Source organism: Niastella sp., from assembly GCF_045805085.1.
In the GTDB taxonomy this organism is placed as follows: domain Bacteria; phylum Bacteroidota; class Bacteroidia; order Chitinophagales; family Chitinophagaceae; genus Niastella.
Genome location: NZ_JBJMLX010000479.1, coordinates 39625 through 60732 on the forward strand (window position 1 = coordinate 39625; position 21108 = coordinate 60732).

The following is a 21108-nucleotide window of genomic DNA, read 5'->3' on the forward strand; positions in this document are numbered from 1 at the left end:
GGCTGTTCAGGGTTCTTCTACAGGAAGGAAAGCGCAAAGGAATTAAAAATTTATCAACTATGTGTGATATTTGTTACAGGAACCTGCGAATGATACCAAGCACCACCGTTACAATAACGCTAACCAGGATCATAGTGGTAATAGGAAAGTAAAAGCGGAAATTCTCTTTTTCTATCCGGATATCACCCGGCAAATGACCGATCCAATGCAGTTTATCATGAAAGAAATAGATCACCAGGCCTATGACCACCACAGCGCCGCCAACGATCATCAAATACCTGCCGGTGTCTGAATTCATAAAAATATCATTTTAATTATCACTCAATGCTTTTACGGTAGATAAAAAGCCGTTAATTTCAGCACCAAATTTACGATATGCGTAAAATAAAATGGGTCCTTCTGATTGTAGCAGTTTTAGCCCTTGTATACTTGTTAGGGCCCCACCCTTCCAAACCTGTTTATTCTAATACTATGCCGGCTGTTCCGGCTGAACCCGCTGCCCTGGTCAGTTATGTTCAGCAACAGGAAGCAGGTCATAAAGTTAAACCCGATAATGAAGCCCGGATCGTATGGGCCAACGATTCACTGAAGAATAAAACCGAATATGCGCTGGTATACCTGCATGGCTTTACAGCTTCGCAGGGGGAAGGTGATCCCGTTCACCGCGACCTGGCCAAAAAGTTCGGTTGTAATTTATATTTATCCCGCCTGGCCGAACATGGCATCGATACTACCGAGCCCATGGTTAACTTAACGTCCGACAACCTCTGGGAAACTGCCAAACAAGCCCTGGCCATTGGCAAACAACTGGGCAATAAAGTTATCCTGGTTGGCACTTCAACCGGTGGTACACTGGCGCTGAAACTGGCGGCTGAATATCCCGATGTATACGCATTGATTTTACTATCGCCCAATATCGAGATCAATGATGGCACTGCCTGGATCTTGAACAATCCCTGGGGTTTACAGGTGGCCAGAATGGTGAAGAAATCACAATACCTCGACTCAGATGATCCCCGCGAAGCTTATCGCAAATACTGGACATACCACTACCGCATTGAGGCGGCGGTTAACCTGGAAGAGTTGGTGGAAACAACCATGAAGAAGGAAACATTTGAAAAGGTAAAACAGCCTACCCTCACATTGTATTACTATAAAGACCCTGTTCACCAGGACAGCACCGTGAAAGTAAGCGCTATTAAAACCATGTTTGCGCAACTTGGCACCCCCAACGATAAAAAACGTGAAGTGGCTATGCCTAAAGCCGGCAACCATGTAATTGGTTCCTGGATAAGATCGAATGACGTACCGGGCGTTGAAAGAGAAACTGAACGCTTTATGACCGAAGTTCTGGGCATAAAGCCATTATAAATATAGCAGCTTATTAAAGCGAAAAGGGTCCTGACTTCAGTCGGGACCCTTTTTCTTTTTATTCACCCTTATTAATGTCTTCCGTAATTGTTGTTCCTGTTATCGTGGTCGTTGTAACCTTTGTTATCATTGTAACCTTTGTTGTCATAACGATCATTATGGGTGTTACGATCGTTCCGGTCAAACGGGTTGTTGTTTGAAGTTTTAACAACTACCTGGCCATTACGGTTAATGTCGATGTTGATCATTTGACCAGGAGCTACTGACATAGTGCTGTTATAAATTGTCTTTTGCATTTTTCTAAATCCAAATTTTTCTAACTGGATAATACTGATATTGTGATAACCGGTACGAATGTTATCTAATACAAAAGTGTTATTCAGGTTGTACACAGCACCGTCAATCTTAACCTGGGTTTCAGTACGGTTATTGTTTGAGATTGCTATTTTAGAAGTTTTAGGACCGGGAGCGGCAAAAGAACTAATACTAAACAATACTGCGATAAAGGTAAAAATCTGTTTCATATACTGTTTCCTCCAATTGTTTGTTTGTATAATAGAAGGCTTTGGAAACAGGTTGTTTACTAAGGGAGTGTTAAAGGCCTCCTTCGGCTCCACTCCCGATTTATACATTACCTTTGGCAACTGATACACGCAATCCTTAGGTAAAAAATAAATCATATGTCAATACAAAATGCCATACTCGCTGGTGGATGTTTCTGGGGCGTTGAAGAACTCATCCGCGCGCTGCCGGGGGTAAAAGAAACAAGGGTAGGTTACAGCGGCGGCGATGTTCCCAATGCCACTTACCGTAACCATGGTACACATGCGGAAGCCATTAAGGTAACATTCGACGACAATGTGCTGACCTATCGTAAGCTGCTGGAATTTTTCTTCCAGATCCACGATCCTACCACCCTCAATCGCCAGGGAAATGATATTGGCACCTCCTATCGTTCGGCTATCTTTTATAACAACGAGGAGCAAAAGCAGGTAGCCGCTGAACTTATCAATGAACTGACGGCAGCCCATATTTATTCCAGACCCATCGTAACAGTTGTTACCCCGGAATCGGATTTCTGGGATGCAGAGGAATATCACCAGGACTACCTGCAAAAAAATCCCGGCGGTTATACCTGCCATTTTATCCGTCCGGAATGGAAACTGGAGGAAAAACAGCTGTAAGCTATAAGCAATACAATTATGGTATTATAAAAGAAAATGCCTCCCGATTTACCGGGAGGCATTATTATCTGATTTAGAGTTTAGTGTCTGTAGTGGTCGTCACGGTCATTATATACGGGGCCACGGCTATTATCTCTGTCTCTGTCATATCCACCTCTGTCGTAGCCGCCTCTATCGTAACCACCCTGGTTATATCCGCCTCTGCGGTCATCGCGATCAAACCGGGTTTGAACATTTACACATTCAAAACGATCGATGTTGATGTTCAGCGATTCCCAGGGCTTAACAAAAGTTACATTGCTGTACACTCTTTGTGGACGTCTCCTGAACCTGCCATAGTTATCTATCTTATAAACTTCAATCTGGTGGCGGCCAGAGCAGATGTTATCAAAGGCAAACCCGTTTTGATTTACGTTATATTGTTTACCATCGATAAACACCTGGATGTAAGCATCGCTAAAACTTCGGATAGCTACTTTACTATCATTGGGACCAGGATATTCAGCTGCAAAAGTTGTTATGCTAAACAGGATGGCTGCAAGTGTAAAAATCTTTTTCATAATCTGTTTCCTCCATTTTGTTTTTATACTGTAATAGATGGGAAACAGTGAATGTCGTTTACAAAGGGTATGTTAAAGCCCGATTCCTGTATTATAGCCGCATTAACAATGCTTTAGCAGGTATCAACCGGCTTATTTTCCTTTCTTGAATTCTTCCAGTATTTCCATTTCTCCCTGGCAAAGTTTTACTTTTTTCCATTCATTTTCGCCCTGCAGATTTACTATGTATACGGTGGGATGATCGGGGGTTTCTATTTCCTGGACAACATAGATCTTATAGTCGTAGTAAGTGCTTTTTACCTGTGCACGAATATTGCGGGGCATGCGGCTTTCTTCATAATACTTCATTATAAAACTTAAGTCGCCGCGGCTGCTGTATATAACGCGGTGCTGTACACTATCTTTAAAAAACACGGCCACATAAGTATCATTACTTCTATGCCATAGTACATCTGCTACATCACCATACCGGCTTACAAAATCGCGCATGGCGCGTATATTAACATCGTTCAGGTACTGATTGGCTGGCTTTAATGCTCTTATTTTGGCAGCTGCCAATGTATTGCCTTGTTGGGAGTAGGCACACCCCGTTAGCGCCACAACAGTTAAACCGGTGGCCATAATTAATTTTTTCATCGCTATACTTTATTTAGGTTAAACAATCCAGTGCAATGTATTCGCTTATATAAGCGGTTGCTTTGAAATGGTATTGGGGCTCCGCACATGATAAGCTAATGTTCAGCGCTTGAATAGTTCAATTGTTAATATGATAAATTTTAGTGTCCCAGATCCGCTCCTGCACAGCATTTGCTGAATGTTTCAGTACGTTACGTATTTGCAGTTAAGATTCTGTTAATTGGGAATTATGGAAAAACAATCGCGGCAATCAGAATATGTATAAAAAACGCTTATTAGTATCTGTCCGCTGCCCAAACGCATATTGATAAATTATATTGGGTTGAGTCATTGTTTTATTTTGAAACTTTGACGTTGCTGCGGTTAATTATGTTACAGTCTTTTTAAAACAAAATGCCCCCTCCTTTCCTCCTCCGCCAGCTGGCGAAGAGGTTGGTGGGGACTTATCACTACACCGGTCTGAATAATTGTCAGAGATTGCTTTTCATGTACTCCAACATTACTTCCATTTCCCTTTCACAAACGCGCACATTCTTTAACGTAGTGGCATCTTCCAGGTGTACCACATATACAGGTGGCCGCCGGGTTTCCTCAATCTGTTCTACCAGGGTAATAGTATAATCGTAATACTGGCTTTTTACAATATGCCGGATGTCGCGCGGCATTTGATTTTCGCAATACTGCCTGATGGTATAAACAAAATCACCTCTGTTGTTGTATACTGTTCTGCAATTGCTGTTGTTCTCATCGGTATACTTTGCTACATACCCGGTTTCAACGATCATCCAATCAACATTAGAAGCTGTTTTATCGCGTTTTAGAAAATCGCGCACGGCTCGTACATGCACCTTGCTGATATGGAGGGTATTCATTTGCAACGATTGCATACCTTCCGTTGCCAAAGGCCGGTTTACCTGTTGGGCGGTTGCAGATCCTGTTATCAGGGTCACCGTAATAATAGTTGTTACAATAACATTTTTCATGGCTATATTATTTATGATGAGATGAACGTTTTACTCAACAAAGCAACCTGTTAATTGGGCATGCAATTTTTTATTTAGATGAACCTGGCAGCTTTTCGGCAACCGGGAAGAAAAAGACAATGGTGGCGTTCGGCTGGTAAAATGGCTGTTTGTCGAAAAAGGAAGTTTGTCAGCAAAAAGAAGAAAGTTAACCTATCATGAATCCCGGGGCTATTATCTTTGCCCTTTGTAATTTGATAACATGCAGCGAAAGATTATTTATCTTATTAACCCTATTTCCGGTACCAAAGGCAAATCTTCTTTAAAAGAGTTGATTGCCCGTGAAACCCAAAAACGTGGGATCCCCTTTGAAATACTGCCTACAACGGCCGATGCCAACTATGATTTTGTGCAGGAAAAAATTGAAAAGGAGCAGGTTACCGATGTAGTTATCTGCGGGGGCGATGGAACGGTGAACCAGGTGGTTAAAGCATTGGCCCAGACGGGCGTGCAGTTTGGTATCATTCCCATGGGGTCGGGGAATGGACTGGCGCTGGCCGCCGGCATTCCCAAAGCCAGTGCAAAAGCGCTGGAGATCGTTTTTACCGGCAAAGCCATTTTAACCGATGGTTTTATGGTGAATGAACATTTTGCCTGTATGCTTTGCGGACTGGGTTTTGACGCCCAGGTTGCGCACGAGTTTGCCGATCAACCTAAACGGGGTTTGGGAACCTATGTATCGTTAACCACCCGCCATTTTTTACGCGCAAAACCTTATCCTTTCCGGGTTAATGCCAATAAACTGGAATTTTCTACTGAAGCTTTCTTTTTGAGCATTGCCAACAGCAACCAGTTTGGCAATAATTTCACAATAGCCCCCAAGGCTGTTTTAAGCGATGGTTTGCTGGATGTGGTGATCGTAAAAAAGATAGCCAAGCCGTTACTGCTGTTAACCGTTATGCGGCAGGTGCTCACCGGCCGTATCAGGCGCATCGAAAACTCCATGAGATCGCCGGTGATCTATTTTCAAACAGATGAATTAGTCATCAGCAACCCGGCGGAAGCACCCATTCATATTGACGGGGAACCGTGGGAATGCCAGCGGCATTTACATATAAAAGTGTTACCGCAGTATTTTAAACTGATCCATGCGGCTAACGTATCGTAAGCGAATGAGGAGGCGTTTTTATTAACTGGCTAAACTTCTCGAATGCCTGCTGATTGCCCGGGCTGCTCAATGCACTGGCAATATCTTTCTTCTCGCTTTTGGTAAGATGGAAATTTAAAGCGGCCCTTGCCTCACTTTTTTCAGGCACGTATACGAAAGTTACATTGTTAAAGTAATTGCCCATCATGGACTGCGCCAGTCCCATCAGGTCGTTCTGGCTATACTCCTGCATTTTATACCAGTTGTATTCCAGCAGCAACATGGGTTTGGTAGCCAGTTCTGTTATATTGGTGGCTTCATAGGGATGCTCCCAACCGCCCGTCTTACGGTCACGGATATGGATGAGCACTACACCTGAGGTGTTGTCGCGGATCCATTGCTGAAATACCTGTATAAAGCGTAAGGCGGTTTCCTGGCCATAATTATCGCGCAAACCGGCATCCATCACATCCACTACCGGGTCGCTGGGTAACCAAACATTGGGCAACACGTAGGGGAAGGTTGCATTCATGCGCAGGGCAGTGAGCATGCGCAGATTCAGCGGGTCCTGTTTGGCAAATAACGCCTGGTAATCCACAGCGTCGGGATCAGCATCCTCCATATGGCTGCTATCATACCCGGGCCGCATTAAAAAGCTCATGGGTTGCGTGCTGATGATCATTTTACGGCCATCGCGTGTAACCACCGAGTTAAACAACATCAATGGTATACGGGCTTTCTTTTCATCCTCGTACCAGTCTTTCAACGTTTTGTTCAGCATGCCCCGGGTATTGGCGTTCAGCTTTTGTTCAAAAGCATAACCGCGGTCTTTTATATATTCATACGGACCAACCTTAAACCGTTGCGCAGGGGCCGCGAGATCGCGGGCCACAAACGAAGTAAACAACGGGTTTAGCAGGTCGTTTGAAATATCGTCCTGGTACATTTTATCCTGCACATTGATGTGCCTGCCTTGCGACCTGGCCCGGCATAATTCGCGGAAATAGGTAGCGCCCAGCATACCGCCTGATGCACCGGTAATAAGCACCGTTCTGTTCATCAATTCGCCATGCGTCAGGCTATCCAGGTGTTGCAACACATTCATGGTATAGGTGGCGCTGCGATTACCCCCACCGCTAGTGGTTATCACATACATCAATGGCTTTGCTTCCGGTTGTTTCTTTTTCCAGTTCTCCAGTACGGAGATAAACTGTTGTTTATCGCGCCCCATTTTTTCCGGGGTGCACAGCGACAACAAATTTTCGGAAGTATATAACGGCCGTTCGTTTTTGTTTTTATAATTCAGTCCGTAGGCTTTATTACTGGGGTCAATTATTTCGTAACGGTATAATACGTTCGTTACAACAAATAACATTACCAGGAAGGGAATGCTCCAGCTCTGCAGAAAATAGGAGAAAGCGCCCGATACGGCGATCAAAATCGCAAAGAAAAGCGTTATGCCCGAAGCGGCGGGCAGCTGAAACAAGGGATTATCCAACCAAAAACCCATTATAATAAGCCCGATAAAAGCAATGAAAATAGAGACCACCGCCGCAAAGTGGTGCCGGCTAAAGATGGTTTCAATAAACTCCCGGCTGTAGTGCGACACGTCGCGCACTTTTTTGATCCTGAGCATGGCATTCAGGTAGGTTTCCACTTTTATCAACCGGCTGTGGTTGAGTCTCATTTCATCCTTCTTGAACTGCGCTTTGAATAGCTGGGGGTTACTGATAACCGGGGTAAGCCGCCGGATGATATTTTTATCGGCCCTGAAAAAATAGAAGAGGGAAATAACAACGATCAGGGTCAGCCCGCTCAAAAATCCCAGCACCAGCAGGGTAACTTCCCCAAACGTCATCAGTTCTTTGTTTCGCTCGAATTCCATTGCCCTGAAAAAATAAAAGAGCAGGAATACGAGTGGTATTATCACATTGTTAATACAATATTTTAAAAAGGGATTGCTGGTAGTGGCCAGGAACCTGAAATGGCGGCTGAATAAAATAAACGTGGTAATATTCCAGCTCATAATAAACACGCCAATGGCCAGGCCTACAAACAAGGCAGCCAGCATGCTTACATTGCCCAGGTATTCGGGCGCCAGGTACAGGGAATCGGCGCCGAATGATTTCATAAAAGTACCATTCACCGTGCTGAACAAAACGAACCAGAAGATGAGCAGCACCTGAAATTTCTTAAAATGCAGCATCACCAGCTGTACAGGAAAAGAGTAATATAATCCCTTCAAAAAAAGTTTCATTAAAATAGTCTTAAACGTGAGCCGCCCGAGTAAACCGGCTTCATGCCCAATTTACTACTAAAACGAAAAGACAGTGCCAAGATTATGAAGGTTGCTTAAAGAATGATTGCCGGGTAAGAAATACCATGGCAACCAGGCTCAGCAGTAATAACATGCCTGTAATCTGGTGCAACTGTGCCAGCCACTCAAACGTTCCCCAGTGATTGGGTATTATACCGGTACTGGTTAACACCGATAGAATGCCTAATAATACCTGTAGCGTTACCAATATCAAGGGAATACGGCGGGCTTTAGTGAAAATTTCGCTGGTTGATGGTATGCGGAAAACTTTTGCGGAATAAATTATTATCAAAATTAATAACGCGTATGCCAGCCCCCGGTGCACAAAATGGATGGTGATCTTGTTCTCGAAAAAATTAAGGGTTACCGGTTCTTCTTTTAACATACCGGCTGGCACCCAGCTGCCATTGATGGTGGGCCAGGTAGGCGCGGCCGTGGCGGCTTTGTGACCTGCCATTAAGGCGCCAAAAATCAACTGCACAAATAAAAGAATGACCAGCGCCCAGGACCATTTATGTATACCGGGGAGATTGGTGCGTTTGCCGGCAGGCACTTTTAACTGTAATCCCTGCCAGAAAGCGTAACTGATTAATGCGAGGGCAAAAATAAAGTGCATGGCCAGTTTGGTGGGACGAACGTATACCGCATCGCCGGTGAGGCCGCTGGCCACCATGATCCAGCCAATGGCTCCCTGAAGGGCGCCAAAGATAAAAAGGATGAGCAGGGGCTTCACCATCTCTTTTTTTATGTGCTTTTTTGCCAGCAGGTATATAAAACCTACTACAAATGCCACGGCAATCAACCGGGCCCACAGGCGGTGAAACCATTCCCAGAAAAAGATGAATTTAAAATCGGCGAGGGTAAAATCGGAGTTCAGCAACCGGTATTGCGGTGATTGCTGGTATTTGGCAAACTTTTCCAGCCACTGGTGTTCGTTCAGCGGGGGCAGAAAGCCGGTAACTACATCCCATTCGGTAATTGATAAGCCTGAACCGGTTAGGCGGGTAACGCCGCCCAATACCACCTGCACTAATAACATAATCACCCCTAAAAATATCCAGTTGGATACTGCCCGGTTGGCCCGTTGTTCATTAGATATGGTATTCATTGCGGCGCAAAGGTAATACCGGAAAGCCACAAGTTTCAAGATTTCAAGGCACAAGACTACTACCTTGGGGCTGCTGTTATTGCGAACTGCCTTTCCAGGTTACAAGTTACAGGTTTCAAGTTCCAGGTGGCAGGCCCACTACTGAGCCACTTTAATATACCCCCATCCTTCGTGCTGCTTTGTCACAATTTCATAAATGGCATCGGGTACTACTTCTACACCAGCTAACAACTGGCTTTTATCGATGTTGTTGCGCTTCATGGTGGCGGCGCAAGCTTTAAAACTGGCTTTTTTGCTGCTGCTTAATTCCTGGATGGCATCGGCAATGATCGATTTGTCTTTGATGACCATTGGCAGCGCATCACCATAAATGGCCACCTCCAGCTGGGCGTCTGGCCGCGACTGTGATATGCCCCGCACTTGCCTGATCACTGTTTTGTAAGCAGCGGTATCGCCACTCGTAATATCAAAGACCACTTTGTAGGCCCCTGTTTGGGCAAGCGTAAACACCGGCATCAGCGCCAGTGCAACGATCAACATTTTATTCTTGGTCATACCCGTTGATTTAAAAGTCAGGTAATAAGATGTTTACTTTTTCTTAGCAGCTTTTGCTATAGGATCGTACGGACCGTACTTATGTTGTTGAACTGAAAAACTGTCTGCATACGGACCAAAAGGATAATCGATGGGTTTGGTATTTTTCTTCGGCCAGTCCTTCGACAGGTCTTTATGCGGATGTGGCTGGGAATTAATAAAGGCGGCCACATCCCAGGCCTGTTCATCTGTTAACTGCGTATTGCTATATGAAGCCCCAAACGGCATATTGTCTTTTACATAACCGGCCATTCGTGATAACCTGAACAACCCCGCCCCTATATTATAACTTTCGGTTCCCCATAATGGTGGATATATATAACCGATACCCGTAACAGTATCGCGCATGCCCCCACCATTGGCGCCATGGCAGAGCTGGCATTTTTCAATGAATACCATTTTCCCCTTTTCCTGGTCTGCCGGGCGGTTGAGGTTCTTCAATGAATTAATGCCCGAGCCCAATGGCTTTTTACCTTTTGCTACCCCGGTTCCCAGCCAATGCATATAGGCTACAATAGCCTGCATTTCGCGGCTGTTGCTATCGAGTGCTTTGCCATTGAGGCTTCTTTCAAAACAATCGTTCACTCTTTTTTCAATAGATTCTATGGACCCGCTGCGGTCGCGGTATTTGGGATAGGTAGAAGCTACGGCGCTGTAGTTATTTCCCCAGGGCTTGGTGCCTGCCGCCAGGTGGCAGTTCTGACAGTTCATTCCATTGGAGATATGCGCTACTGTTCCTTTAGGGCCCAGGTACCGGGAAGTATGGGCAATAAGGTCGCGGCCATAACGGATCTGTTCACCTGCCGGCGTGCCCGGGATAGTATTACTATCAGGCGGTTGCCAGGGCATTTCGGGTGCAGCTGAAGCCACCGCGGTTGCTTTTTGTTGTATGTCAACCGGCGTGTGGTATTTAATATTCACCCAAATGGCAACAGGCACTGCTATCGCCAATAATCCAATTAGCAAATTACGGTTCATGATATAACAAGCAGATCGTTCTAACAGTAAATGTTGCATACCGGACCTAAACCCGGCATGCAACATGACACTTGTATAATAGACGGGGTTAAGAAAAGGGGGATCATTCCATTTAACAGCTTAGCCTAACCAGCAAAGCAATAGGAGCAGCCATGTTCCTGTGCGCGGCCTAATGCCCAAACACCGGAAGGCACTACCTGGATGTTCGGCAGCACGGCGCCCAGCCATTCTTTTTTCACGGCTGCAGCATCCATTTTCATCATGTCTGCCGCTACAGCACTATAAACTGTTATAGCCATTTCGCAAGCGCAGAACATAACCCCACTATCCTGTAGTTCATTAATACCAATAGCCACATTGCCAATACCTGGCACTTTAAAATCACCTTCTTTTGGTTTCCAGAAAGGATTACGGGTAGCCGGCGCTTTTGTAAGTGGGTCATTGGCTTTCATGAGCTCGCCGAGTTTGTATTTTTCCCACATTTCGTTTTGTAAAGCATAGCCCACCGCTTCATGCCGAAGCACTACTACTGCACTGCAATCCTTTTCAGGCGTACCGGTAGCAGCATTCGTCAATAAAAAAACCTTTGGCCAGGCAAATGGCATCAGATCATGCGGTTGTGTAGCATCAAATACAATGCGGTGTTTTCCTTTTATCTTATTGAACCATTCTTCAGCACCGATATATTCATGGTCTGCTGATTCAGGAAAGGCCTGTGCGGTAAAAGGAGCCAGGGAAACAGTACCCAGTGCAGCTGCGCCCGCGGCGATCTTTCCTAAAAAGTCGCGGCGTGATGCTGCAGTTGAATTGTTGGTTTGCATATACAGTCAATTTTAGTTAAAGCAATGGAAAGACTGAATAGTCCGGTATGAACTATGGTTAACTCATTCATAGAGTATGCACAATGCTTCGCAACATCCTTTGTAGTACAATAATTCCGCAGAGTAATTAATCCCGACTGTGGTATTTCAGTAGAACGGTGACGGCTGGGTTGGGGTATTAAAGATACTTATATTACATATTAGCGACCAAATTAATGTGGTAATTTTTCACGCAGGCTGCCATACACCCAGGTACCTGCAATGGCGCTTAATAAAGTGACAATGATTACGGTAGCGCCTGTTCCTATCAATGCATACAAAGGCCCGGGGCATGCACCGGTCATTGCCCAGCCGGCGCCAAATAACAGACCGCCATAGATCTGCCCTTTATTGAATTGCTTGGGATGCAAATCAATAGGTTCGCCATATATTGTTTTAATCTTGAATTTTTTGATGAGACCAACAGAAATAATGCCTGTTACTACAGCAGAACCAATTACGCCATACATATGAAAGCTTTGAAGGCGGAACATTTCCTGGATGCGGAACCAGGAGATCACTTCTGCTTTAACCAGCAGAATGCCAAACAACAAACCCGCAATTAAATATTTTAACGAGTGCCACCACGTGTGCTCTATACGTGACTCGTTGATGCAAATTGTATCGAGCGAGCGTACTTCAAAATCGGTATTGGTTTCCTTTGCTATTGTTGGTTGTGTTATTACGTCTTTCGTTTCCATAGTCAATGCTTTACAGGTGTAAGATGGCAGGTAAAATGAGGTTGGCAGTAATAAAACCACCGATCATAAAACAACAGGTTGCTACGAGAGAGGGCCATTGCAGGTTTGAAAGGCCCATGATGGCATGTCCCGATGTACAGCCACCTGCATAGCGGGTACCAAAGCCTACTAAAAATCCGCCGCCCACGAGTAAGATAAATCCGCGCAGCGTTAATAAAGCAGGCCAGTTAAACAGGTCTATAGGAACGATGGAGGAATAATTATGAATATTATACTGCTGCAGCTCATTCACCAGTTTTGGATTCACCACAATGGGTTTGCCGCTATTTAACCATTGGGTGGCAATGATGGCGCCCAGCAGGATACTGGTTACAAAAAACAGGTTCCAGGTTTCTTTTCGCCAGTTGTATTTGAAAAAAGGAATATTAGCCGGTATACAGGCTGCACAAATATGCCGCAAGGAAGAAGAAACCCCGAATGATTTATTACCCATGATCAACAGCAGCGGCACTACCAACCCTATCAACGGGCCCGCCACATACCAGGGCCAGGGTTGTTTTATCCATTCCAAAAATTGCATGATGACTAATTTTTTGTAAATATGGTGCTTTCAAAAAAAAAGCTGTGCGACATAAATCACACAGCTATAAGTTACTAAAATTTTTCGAGGTGCGGTTACAACATCGTGTTTGGACAAACATAATCAGTTATCGTAAACTTACCGGAGTCTTTAAGTGCTTTAAATCCGCCCTTTATATCAACCAGGTTATCGAACCCGCGCGCTTTTAATACAGAGATAAAGATCATGGAGCGGTAGCCGCCTGCACAATGCACATACCAGGTTTTATTTTTATCCACCTGTTGCATGCTGTCGTTGATATAATCCAGACTGGCGTTTACCGCACACTTCACATGTTCCGCTTCGTATTCACTTTGCTTACGTACATCCAACACGTTTATATTGCCATCGGCTTCCTGTATAGCCGCCAGTTCGGTGGCTGTTATAGAAGTAATGGTATCGATCTCTTTTCCTGCTTTTTTCCAGGCGTTAATACCGCCCTGCAAATACCCAATGGCATAATCGTAACCCACCCTGGCGAGGCGGGTAACCACTTCTTCCTGGCGGCCTTCCTCCGCTACGATCAAAATGGTTTGTTTAATATCAGGGATAAGCGCCCCCACCCAGGGTGCAAAATTGCCATCGATACCAATATTGATTGAATTGGGAATAAATCCATTTGCAAATGTTTGCGGGTCGCGCGTATCGAGAATAAGCGCATCGGTTTCATTGGCTGCTGCTTCAAACGCTTCTACACCCAACGGATGCGTACCTTTTTTCAACACTTCATTGATGCTTTCATACCCCTGTTTATTCAACTGCACATTCAAAGGAAAATATTGTGGCGGCGCCGTTAATCCCTCGGTAACTTCTTTTATAAATTCCTCTTTGGTCATATCGGCACGTAAAGCGTAGTTCGTTTGTTTCTGATGACCCAACGTATCGGTAGTTTCCTTACTCATGTTCTTGCCACAGGCGCTGCCGGCGCCATGTGCAGGATATACGGTCAGCGTATCGGGCAGGGGCATTATTTTATTACGCAGTGAATCATACAGGAAACCAGCCAGGTCTTCCTGGGTAATATGATCCGCTTTTTGCGCCAGGTCAGGACGGCCCACATCTCCAATAAACAAGGTATCGCCGCTGAACAATCCTACTTCTTTTCCCTGTTCATCTTTCAACAGGTAACAGCTACTTTCCATGGTATGGCCGGGCGTATGCAATACGGTAATAGTTATGTTGCCTATTTTAAATATTTCACCATCGGTAGCAATGTGTGCAGCAAACGTGGGCGTGGCAGTGGGACCATATATAATAGTAGCGCCGGTTTCTTTTGCCAGATCAACATGGCCCGAAACAAAATCAGCATGAAAGTGCGTTTCAAAAACATACTTTATAGTGGCGCCAGAACGATTGGCTTTTTGAACATATGGATCTATTTCGCGCAACGGGTCAATTACCACAGCTTCTCCCTCGCTTTCGATGTAATATGCTCCCTGTGCCAGGCAACCGGTATAAATTTGTTCTATCTTCATAACAATGCTGTTTAAATGATCAACGCAATTTCTGTAGAATGGTTTTAATAGAATATGACTTTTATCACAGAGCGTTTTAAGGGTTATTTTTTAACTAAAAAAGAACAGTTCACGCACCAGTATAAATAAGCCAATCGCCAGCACAAACCAGCCAAATCCCTTTTTTAACGATTGGCCGGGTATTTTATCTGAGAAAGCGGTTCCCACAAAAATTCCCAACACCGCAATAGCTGTAAACAACAACAATTGCGACCAGTTTATTGTATAATGCGACAACGTGCTGAAAAATCCAAAAAACGAACTGATGGCCATAATGGTAAGGGATGAACCCACCGCTATTTTCATCGGCAATCTACTGATCAGGACCAGTGACGGGATAATCAAAAACCCGCCGCCTGCACCCAATAAACCCGTAACAGCGCCCACCAGTAAACCCTGGATCAGCAATCCGCTTTTCCGTTCTTTGGGTACACCTGGTGCTGGTGGTTTGGTACCTGATTGTATCATTGAGGTGGCTGCTGCCAGCATCAATAAGGCAAAAAGGACCATTAAAAAAACACCTTTATCGACAACAAGTTCACCCACGGTGAATAAATGATCGGGGATCATGGGCAACACAAACCGCCGTACAATAAATACCGATAACAGTGAAGGCAGCCCGAAGTACAGCACTACCTGAAAATCGATCAGTCTTTTATAGTAGGAACGCACACTCCCCACCAGGCTACAACTGCCCACCACAAATAACGAATAGGTGGTGGCCAATAGCGGGTGCACATGCAACAGGTACACAAACACGGGTACGGTAAGTATTGACCCACCGCCTCCTATCAACCCTAATGATACGCCAATTAAAACGGCTGCTAAATAACCGGATATTTCCATTTAAATAAATAATTCAGTAAAACAACAACAGACAGGTTTTAAATGATCATGCAACAGCGAGCCGGGCATTGGCGTCCTGAATCATGCAATCATTGGGTGAAGATGCGGGAAATAAAAAGCCTGATAGGTGACGAAGGTCACAATTGAATAATTTCAATAGCATTCCGGTTGAGCTTTACTTTGCCAAATTGTTCCATTTTCTTAAGCAGGCGCGAAATAACCTCCCGGGAAGAATTGAGTTCATTGGCAATTTCCTGGTGATTGAGCGGAATGAGATTCGTACCAAGCGTTTCCTGGTGTTTTTTCAGGTAGAATTCCAGCCGCTCGTCCATGCCGCGAAACGCAATATGATCGATGGTGCTCAGCAATTCTTCAAAACGCGAACGATATGTACTAATTACAAATTGGCTCCAGCTTTTGTATTTTCCCATCCATTCTTCCATATACTCCAATGGAATGGCAATAATTTCTGTGTCCTTCACCGCCTTTGCCATTATGGCGCTTTTTTTATGTTCCGCCGCACACACCATTGACAATGCGCATGCCTGACCCGGTTGCAGGTAGTACATAAAAAACTCATTTCCATCATCGTCTTCCCGGTAAATTTTCACCAGACCGTTCAGGATCAGCATGGTTGAACGGAAATACTGGCCGGTGCGCATCAATTGCTCGTCCGTTTTGAACGACCGGATCTCGCCCTGCTCCTGGATTTCCAATTGCAAATCCTTTTCAAAAGCGGGGAAGGCGAGGGCTATTGTGCTTAATTCCATATTGGGAATGTGATGTGTAAAAAAACAAAGTTGATAAATAATATTTAAATAGTGGCATCCCTTATTTTTGGGCTCAAATACACCCCTTGCTAAAACTCTTTTACCAAACTGAACGCATTGAAGCCGGCTGCGATGAAGCAGGCCGCGGCTGTTTAGCAGGACCCGTATTTGCGGCTGCAGTTATTTTACCCGAAGGTTTTTACCACGAAAAGCTGAATGACAGCAAGCAGGTGACCGAAGAAGACCGGTATGAATTGAGGGAGTTTATTGAAAAACATGCCATCTGCTACCAGGTAGGCAGCGTAGATCATGAAGAAATTGACCGCATTAATATCCTGAACGCATCTTTTAAGGCCATGCACCTGGCCATTGAGAAACTGACGACAAAGGCGAAATTCCTAATCATCGACGGGAACAGGTTCACTAAATACAAGCGCATTCCCCATCAGTGTATTATTAAAGGCGATTCGGAATACGCCTCCATTGCTGCAGCCAGCATTCTGGCCAAAACCTACCGCGACGATTTTATGCGCAACCTGCATCCTGATTTTCCGCAGTATAAATGGATCACCAATAAGGGTTATGGCACGGCCGAACACCGCAAAGCCATTGAAGAATTTGGCCTCACGCCCTATCACCGCCGCTCGTTTTCGCTAACCAGCAACCAGCTGGAGCTGGATATGTAACGCTGATCGGGAAGGTGGGATCAATTATTTATATCATTTCCGGGAAAAAGTTCATCTTCCTTTCTTCCCACTCACTTCTGATGATGCTGAAATAAATGGAATCGCGCCGGCGGTTATCGTGCATGAGCATATGGCTGCGTAAAATACCTTCGGGCTTCATACCCACTTTTAACAGGGCTGCCTTGGAGCGTTCATTCAAATTATCGGTTTTTACTTCCACCCGTTCCATTTTCATCACCTCGAAAGCAAAGGACAGCAGGGCAAACTTTGCCTGGCGGTTCACACCGGTTCCTATAAACGAAGTTCCCAGCCAGGTGCTGCCTATCTCCAGGCGCTTGTCATAAAAAGAAATATTCAAATAACTGGTGCTGCCCACAATTTCGTTGGAATGCTTGTCAATAACGGTGAACGGCATTCTAAGGCCCGCCCCTCTTTCACTAAATGATTGCTGCATCCAGGTTGATAGCTCCTGTTCATTGCTTAGGTCTTTTGGGAAATATTTCCAGATCTCCTTGTCCCGGGCAAGGGGTAAAAATGCCTCATAATCGGCAGGGGTCATTAACCGCAATAATACGCGGGGTGTTTCCAGGGTAAAATGATCGGGGAAGAATTTCTGATATTCGGTCTTCATATATGCAAACGAGCTTTTTCTTAAAATTTGACTTGCGTGCCATTAACAATACCAAGTAAGAAGTACGAGGTAAGAAAATTCGCGAGCTTCCTACTTCTTACTTCAGCCTGTTTACCTTCAAATTTATTAAAGACATTAAAGTTACAATTAACCACAAAAACCTCAATCTACGTCAGCCGTATCCCACTCCCCGGCTCCCTGGCGGATCAATACGGGTTCGTCACCGGTGCAATCAATAACGGTGGAGGGCATCATGCCGCCGATACCGCCATCGGCCACCACATCAACCAGCTTTTCGAAATTATCATGCATGAGCTCGGGATCGGTGTATTCTTCAACCATGGTTCCCGGTAATGTAGTACTTAATATCGGATGGCCCAGCTCTTTTACAATGGTGCGGGCGATCAGGTTATTGGGGATGCGCAACCCTATGGTATTCTTTTTGCTTTGCAGAATTTTGGGAACTTCCTTACTGGCTGGTAAAATAAAAGTATACGGACCCGGCAGGTAATGCTTTAACAGGCGATACATGGGGGTGCTGATGCTTTTCGTATACCGGCTCAAATCGCTCAGATCGTAACACACGAACGACAACTGCGCCTTTTGCGGATCAATATTTTTGATACGACAAATACGATCAATAGCTTTGTGTTGAAAGATATCACAGCCCAAACCATAGATCGTATCGGTTGGATAGATAATAATCCCCCCTTCCGATAAAACTTTCACGATAGTGGAAATATTTCGCGGTTGTGGATTTTCCGGATGAAGATGTAATAACATAACGGCAAATTATACTTTTTAACTAAAGTCTCATAATGATACCGGCAAATTATGCGCCCCGGTTACACATGTCATTATTTATGTAAATGTTAAAGCTGTATATGTTTTCAGTACTACATCATGCGCCGAAAATGAATTTAATATTAAATTTGAGCAAATTATTTTCATGCAACTACAACCTGTTGACCGTGTTGATACTATCAGCGCAGAAGACTTTCAGCAGCGTTACTATCTGCCATTGCAACCAGTTGTCATTACAAAGCTGGCCAAAGACTGGCCTGCCGTAGCCAAATGGAACTGGGAATATTTTAAAGAAATAGTAGGTAGTAAAAGAGTTGGACTGTACAACAACGTTAAGAGCGACGCTTACACCCCCATTAACACAGCTGACGATTACAAAACTTTTGGTGAGTACATCGACATGGTGAGTCATGGACCGGCAGCCTGGCGGATCTTTCTCTTCAATATTTTCGATCATGCGCCCCAGCTAACGGAAGACTTTACCTGGCCTGAGCATTTAATGAAGGGATTCGTTAAAAAATACCCTATGTTATTCGTAGGCGGGGCCACCAGTATTACGCATATGCACTTCGACATAGACATGTCGCATATTCTGCATACCCAGTTTACCGGTCGTAAGCGCGTGCTGTTATTCCCTTTTGAAGAACAACACAAGCTATACCGCAAGCCCTTTGAGGTGTTGAGCCTGGCTGACTTTTCGAACTATTATGAGAACGGCCATCCCGACTATAGCAAGTTCCCCGCATTGAAGCTGGCCAGGGGATATGAAGTGATCCTGAACCATGGCGATACCCTGTTTATGCCTGCCGGTTACTGGCATCATATGGAATACCTTGACAGTGGTTTTGCTATGAGTTTGAGAGCTTTACAAGCTTCTATGAGCGGCAAGCTCAAAGGCGCGTGGAATTTGATCGGGATGCGGTATATCGATACGCTGATGAAAAAAACCGCCCCCAAATGGTGGTATGAGTATAAAAGGACCAGCCTGTTAAAGGCCGCCGAAAAGGAATTGGAAGCCTCAGACGTGAGATAAAGACATGCCCGTTTTTTTAATTGTAATTTGATCCAACTTAAGATTAATAAGCTGGCAGACCATACATTAAAAAATTTTAAGAAAAATATTGATTTTATAGAAAACAGTCTTTATTTTTACCGGGCGATGTGCTGAACTACCCTTCTCACCGGCAACTCACACAAACGTAATAATCCAATCTCCCTATTTCCAACCATCCAATTTCTGTTGACCCTCCAATTTCCATTTAATTATTAGAATTGTTTTCAAGTACGGATATTAACCTATTCGTTCCATATATTGTCCGCCACCCTTTTTAATTATCTCTGTTTACCTGATCACGTGTTGCTGACCTTTTGTGTCTTAGAAACTGCAAAAAAATTGTACCAGTAACTGAAACTAACTGCTCTTACTCCTGTGTAGGCAGCCAGCTTTAATTTACTAAACCGTAGAAGGGGGTTAATCCCAGACATGCAACCGGCATTTATGCCAGCATGTACCGATGCATCACCTTCTTTCATATATACCCGTTCTGTCCATCATCCATTGAACCCCACCTCCATTAAGATTATCGTATCACAACATATTGCTTAACTTCTTTCTTTTTGTGGTTTCAGAGGTAAGCACAGGCCGGCGATATCCATCGCTGGCATTTTTTTATTCCGTAACTGCCACCAATGGTAGGGGTTAGAAATAAAAAAGCCCGCTTGAATAAAACGGGCTTAAAAAGATATGCGTATCTGTTATAGTTTGCGGAATGTGCGCTTTTGACGCCTAGGCAATGGTCCAGGTTTCTTTACCCCGTAATAATTTATCGAGGTTGGCAGGTCCCTTTGCCATTACTTCTTCCAGTTGCATTTGCATTACTTCTTCATAGCAAGGGCGGTCTGTTTCATAAAACACGCCAAACGGACGGGGCAAATGTCCTTCAATCCGCGGATCATCGAACATGCGTACCAGGATCTGCGCTTTATAAAAATCCCTTTCATCGTGCACCCACAGGTCATTGGCAGAAACGCCTTCGTTCAGGTCAACTATTACCGGTTTAAAACCATCCAGCTTAATGCCCTTATTACTTTGAGCGCCAAAAATGAGCGGTTTGCCCTGATCCAGGAACAGCGTATTATCAAGTTTGGTCGACTTTTCGGTGAACTGCTCAAAAGCGCCATCATTAAAGATGTTACAGTTTTGATAGATCTCGAGGAAAGAAGCGCCTTTATGTTTATGGCTTCTTATCAATAATTCCTGCAGGTGTTTAGGATCACGGTCCATGGAGCGGGCAATAAACGTAGCATCGGCGCCCATGGCCAGGGCCAGCGGGTTAAACGGATGATCGATACTGCCGTATGGCGTTGACTTGGTTACCTTATGTTGTTCTGAAGTGGGTGAATACTGGCCTTTGGTTAACCCATAGATCTGGTTATTAAAGAGCATTATATTCACATCAAAATTGCGGCGCAGCAAGTGAATTGTATGGTTACCGCCAATACTTAAACCATCTCCGTCACCAGTAACGATCCAAACACTTAATTCAGGTCTGGCAGCTTTTAATCCACTGGCAATGGCAGTAGCCCGGCCATGGATCGAGTGCATTCCATACGTGTTCATATAATAGGGGAAGCGGCTGCTGCAGCCGATACCGGAGATAATAACAATGTTCTCTTTTGGAAGTCCCAGGCCCGGCATAATCTTTTGCACTTGTGCCAAAATGGAGTAGTCACCACATCCAGGGCACCAGCGTACTTCCTGGTCGGTGGCAAAATCTTTTGGGGTTAGAGCGGGTATTGTAGTTTCACTCATAGATATAT

The 21108-nt window shown here is 44.6% G+C and carries 23 protein-coding genes; 5 read left to right on the forward strand and 18 right to left on the reverse strand.

Annotated elements, in window-relative coordinates; all coding sequences use genetic code 11:
* Positions 1 to 73 precede the first annotated feature (73 nt).
* Entirely contained in the window at positions 74 to 298 is a 225-nt protein-coding gene (locus ACJ751_RS25120) for a DUF2905 domain-containing protein (protein WP_407748283.1), read from the reverse strand.
* Positions 299 to 471: 173 nt separating this feature from the next.
* Here ACJ751_RS25120 and ACJ751_RS25125 point away from each other — a divergent pair, with 173 nt between their 5' ends.
* The gene (locus ACJ751_RS25125; RefSeq protein ID WP_407748284.1) at positions 472 to 1371 is read left to right on the forward strand and encodes an alpha/beta hydrolase; all 900 of its coding nucleotides are present in this window, start codon (positions 472 to 474) and stop codon (positions 1369 to 1371) included.
* Positions 1372 to 1442: 71 nt separating this feature from the next.
* Here the strand turns inward: ACJ751_RS25125 and ACJ751_RS25130 are convergent, their stop codons facing one another.
* Positions 1443 to 1895 (reverse strand): hypothetical protein, encoded by a 453-nt coding sequence (locus tag ACJ751_RS25130; RefSeq protein ID WP_407748285.1) that lies wholly within the window; start codon positions 1893 to 1895, stop codon positions 1443 to 1445.
* A 156-nt stretch (positions 1896 to 2051) separates the two neighbouring features.
* Between ACJ751_RS25130 and msrA the strand changes: the two genes are divergently transcribed.
* Positions 2052 to 2555, forward strand: a complete 504-nt coding sequence (gene msrA, locus ACJ751_RS25135; protein WP_407748286.1) for a peptide-methionine (S)-S-oxide reductase MsrA — start codon at positions 2052 to 2054, stop codon at positions 2553 to 2555.
* Between the two features lie 80 nt (positions 2556 to 2635).
* Here the strand turns inward: msrA and ACJ751_RS25140 are convergent, their stop codons facing one another.
* The 3 genes from ACJ751_RS25140 to ACJ751_RS25150 all read right to left on the reverse strand — a co-directional run bounded on the left by ACJ751_RS25140 (position 2636) and on the right by ACJ751_RS25150 (position 4734).
* Positions 2636 to 3115 (reverse strand): hypothetical protein, encoded by a 480-nt coding sequence (locus ACJ751_RS25140; protein ID WP_407748287.1) that lies wholly within the window; start codon positions 3113 to 3115, stop codon positions 2636 to 2638.
* Positions 3116 to 3247: 132 nt separating this feature from the next.
* A complete protein-coding gene (locus ACJ751_RS25145) occupies positions 3248 to 3751 on the reverse strand; it encodes a hypothetical protein (protein WP_407748288.1) in 504 nt (167 codons plus the stop codon).
* A 470-nt stretch (positions 3752 to 4221) separates the two neighbouring features.
* The gene (locus tag ACJ751_RS25150) at positions 4222 to 4734 is read right to left on the reverse strand and encodes a hypothetical protein (protein WP_407748289.1); all 513 of its coding nucleotides are present in this window, start codon (positions 4732 to 4734) and stop codon (positions 4222 to 4224) included.
* Positions 4735 to 4975: 241 nt separating this feature from the next.
* Here ACJ751_RS25150 and ACJ751_RS25155 point away from each other — a divergent pair, with 241 nt between their 5' ends.
* On the forward strand, positions 4976 to 5881 hold the full coding sequence (locus ACJ751_RS25155; protein ID WP_407748290.1) for a diacylglycerol/lipid kinase family protein: 906 nt from the start codon (positions 4976 to 4978) through the stop codon (positions 5879 to 5881).
* On the opposite strand, the gene ACJ751_RS25160 is transcribed toward ACJ751_RS25155, so the two are convergent.
* From ACJ751_RS25160 to ACJ751_RS25205, 10 genes are all read right to left on the reverse strand, one after another.
* The gene (locus ACJ751_RS25160) at positions 5868 to 8117 is read right to left on the reverse strand and encodes a hypothetical protein (RefSeq protein ID WP_407748291.1); all 2250 of its coding nucleotides are present in this window, start codon (positions 8115 to 8117) and stop codon (positions 5868 to 5870) included. The genes ACJ751_RS25155 and ACJ751_RS25160 overlap by 14 nt on opposite strands.
* Before the next feature lie 82 nt (positions 8118 to 8199).
* The gene (locus ACJ751_RS25165) at positions 8200 to 9285 is read right to left on the reverse strand and encodes a COX15/CtaA family protein (RefSeq protein WP_407748292.1); all 1086 of its coding nucleotides are present in this window, start codon (positions 9283 to 9285) and stop codon (positions 8200 to 8202) included.
* A gap of 138 nt (positions 9286 to 9423) precedes the next feature.
* Positions 9424 to 9840 (reverse strand): DsrE family protein, encoded by a 417-nt coding sequence (locus ACJ751_RS25170; protein WP_407748293.1) that lies wholly within the window; start codon positions 9838 to 9840, stop codon positions 9424 to 9426.
* A gap of 33 nt (positions 9841 to 9873) precedes the next feature.
* Positions 9874 to 10857 carry a c-type cytochrome gene (locus tag ACJ751_RS25175; protein WP_407748294.1) on the reverse strand — a complete coding sequence of 328 codons (984 nt, stop codon included), beginning with the start codon at positions 10855 to 10857 and terminating at the stop codon, positions 9874 to 9876.
* Positions 10858 to 10982: 125 nt separating this feature from the next.
* Positions 10983 to 11678: a twin-arginine translocation signal domain-containing protein gene (locus ACJ751_RS25180; protein WP_407748295.1), complete on the reverse strand. Its 696-nt coding sequence runs from the start codon at positions 11676 to 11678 to the stop codon at positions 10983 to 10985.
* A gap of 212 nt (positions 11679 to 11890) precedes the next feature.
* Positions 11891 to 12418, reverse strand: coding sequence for a DUF6691 family protein (locus tag ACJ751_RS25185; RefSeq protein WP_407748296.1), 528 nt, complete (start codon positions 12416 to 12418; stop codon positions 11891 to 11893).
* Positions 12419 to 12428: 10 nt separating this feature from the next.
* The gene (locus tag ACJ751_RS25190) at positions 12429 to 12998 is read right to left on the reverse strand and encodes a YeeE/YedE family protein (RefSeq protein WP_407748297.1); all 570 of its coding nucleotides are present in this window, start codon (positions 12996 to 12998) and stop codon (positions 12429 to 12431) included.
* A 95-nt stretch (positions 12999 to 13093) separates the two neighbouring features.
* Entirely contained in the window at positions 13094 to 14512 is a 1419-nt protein-coding gene (locus tag ACJ751_RS25195) for an MBL fold metallo-hydrolase (RefSeq protein WP_407748298.1), read from the reverse strand.
* Positions 14513 to 14602: 90 nt separating this feature from the next.
* On the reverse strand, positions 14603 to 15397 hold the full coding sequence (locus ACJ751_RS25200; RefSeq protein WP_407748299.1) for a sulfite exporter TauE/SafE family protein: 795 nt from the start codon (positions 15395 to 15397) through the stop codon (positions 14603 to 14605).
* A 137-nt stretch (positions 15398 to 15534) separates the two neighbouring features.
* On the reverse strand, positions 15535 to 16167 hold the full coding sequence (locus tag ACJ751_RS25205; RefSeq protein ID WP_407748300.1) for a Crp/Fnr family transcriptional regulator: 633 nt from the start codon (positions 16165 to 16167) through the stop codon (positions 15535 to 15537).
* 86 nt (positions 16168 to 16253) lie between these two features.
* Here ACJ751_RS25205 and ACJ751_RS25210 point away from each other — a divergent pair, with 86 nt between their 5' ends.
* Positions 16254 to 16853 carry a ribonuclease HII gene (locus tag ACJ751_RS25210; protein WP_407748301.1) on the forward strand — a complete coding sequence of 200 codons (600 nt, stop codon included), beginning with the start codon at positions 16254 to 16256 and terminating at the stop codon, positions 16851 to 16853.
* Positions 16854 to 16881: 28 nt separating this feature from the next.
* Here the strand turns inward: ACJ751_RS25210 and ACJ751_RS25215 are convergent, their stop codons facing one another.
* A complete protein-coding gene (locus tag ACJ751_RS25215; protein WP_407748302.1) occupies positions 16882 to 17484 on the reverse strand; it encodes a GNAT family N-acetyltransferase in 603 nt (200 codons plus the stop codon).
* 162 nt (positions 17485 to 17646) lie between these two features.
* Complete coding sequence (locus ACJ751_RS25220; protein ID WP_407748303.1) at positions 17647 to 18267, reverse strand: L-threonylcarbamoyladenylate synthase; 621 nt, start codon at positions 18265 to 18267, stop codon at positions 17647 to 17649.
* Positions 18268 to 18433: 166 nt separating this feature from the next.
* Between ACJ751_RS25220 and ACJ751_RS25225 the strand changes: the two genes are divergently transcribed.
* Positions 18434 to 19321, forward strand: coding sequence for a cupin-like domain-containing protein (locus tag ACJ751_RS25225; RefSeq protein WP_407748304.1), 888 nt, complete (start codon positions 18434 to 18436; stop codon positions 19319 to 19321).
* Between the two features lie 753 nt (positions 19322 to 20074).
* On the opposite strand, the gene ACJ751_RS25230 is transcribed toward ACJ751_RS25225, so the two are convergent.
* Positions 20075 to 21100: a 2-oxoacid:ferredoxin oxidoreductase subunit beta gene (locus ACJ751_RS25230; protein ID WP_407748305.1), complete on the reverse strand. Its 1026-nt coding sequence runs from the start codon at positions 21098 to 21100 to the stop codon at positions 20075 to 20077.
* Positions 21101 to 21108 lie beyond the last annotated feature (8 nt).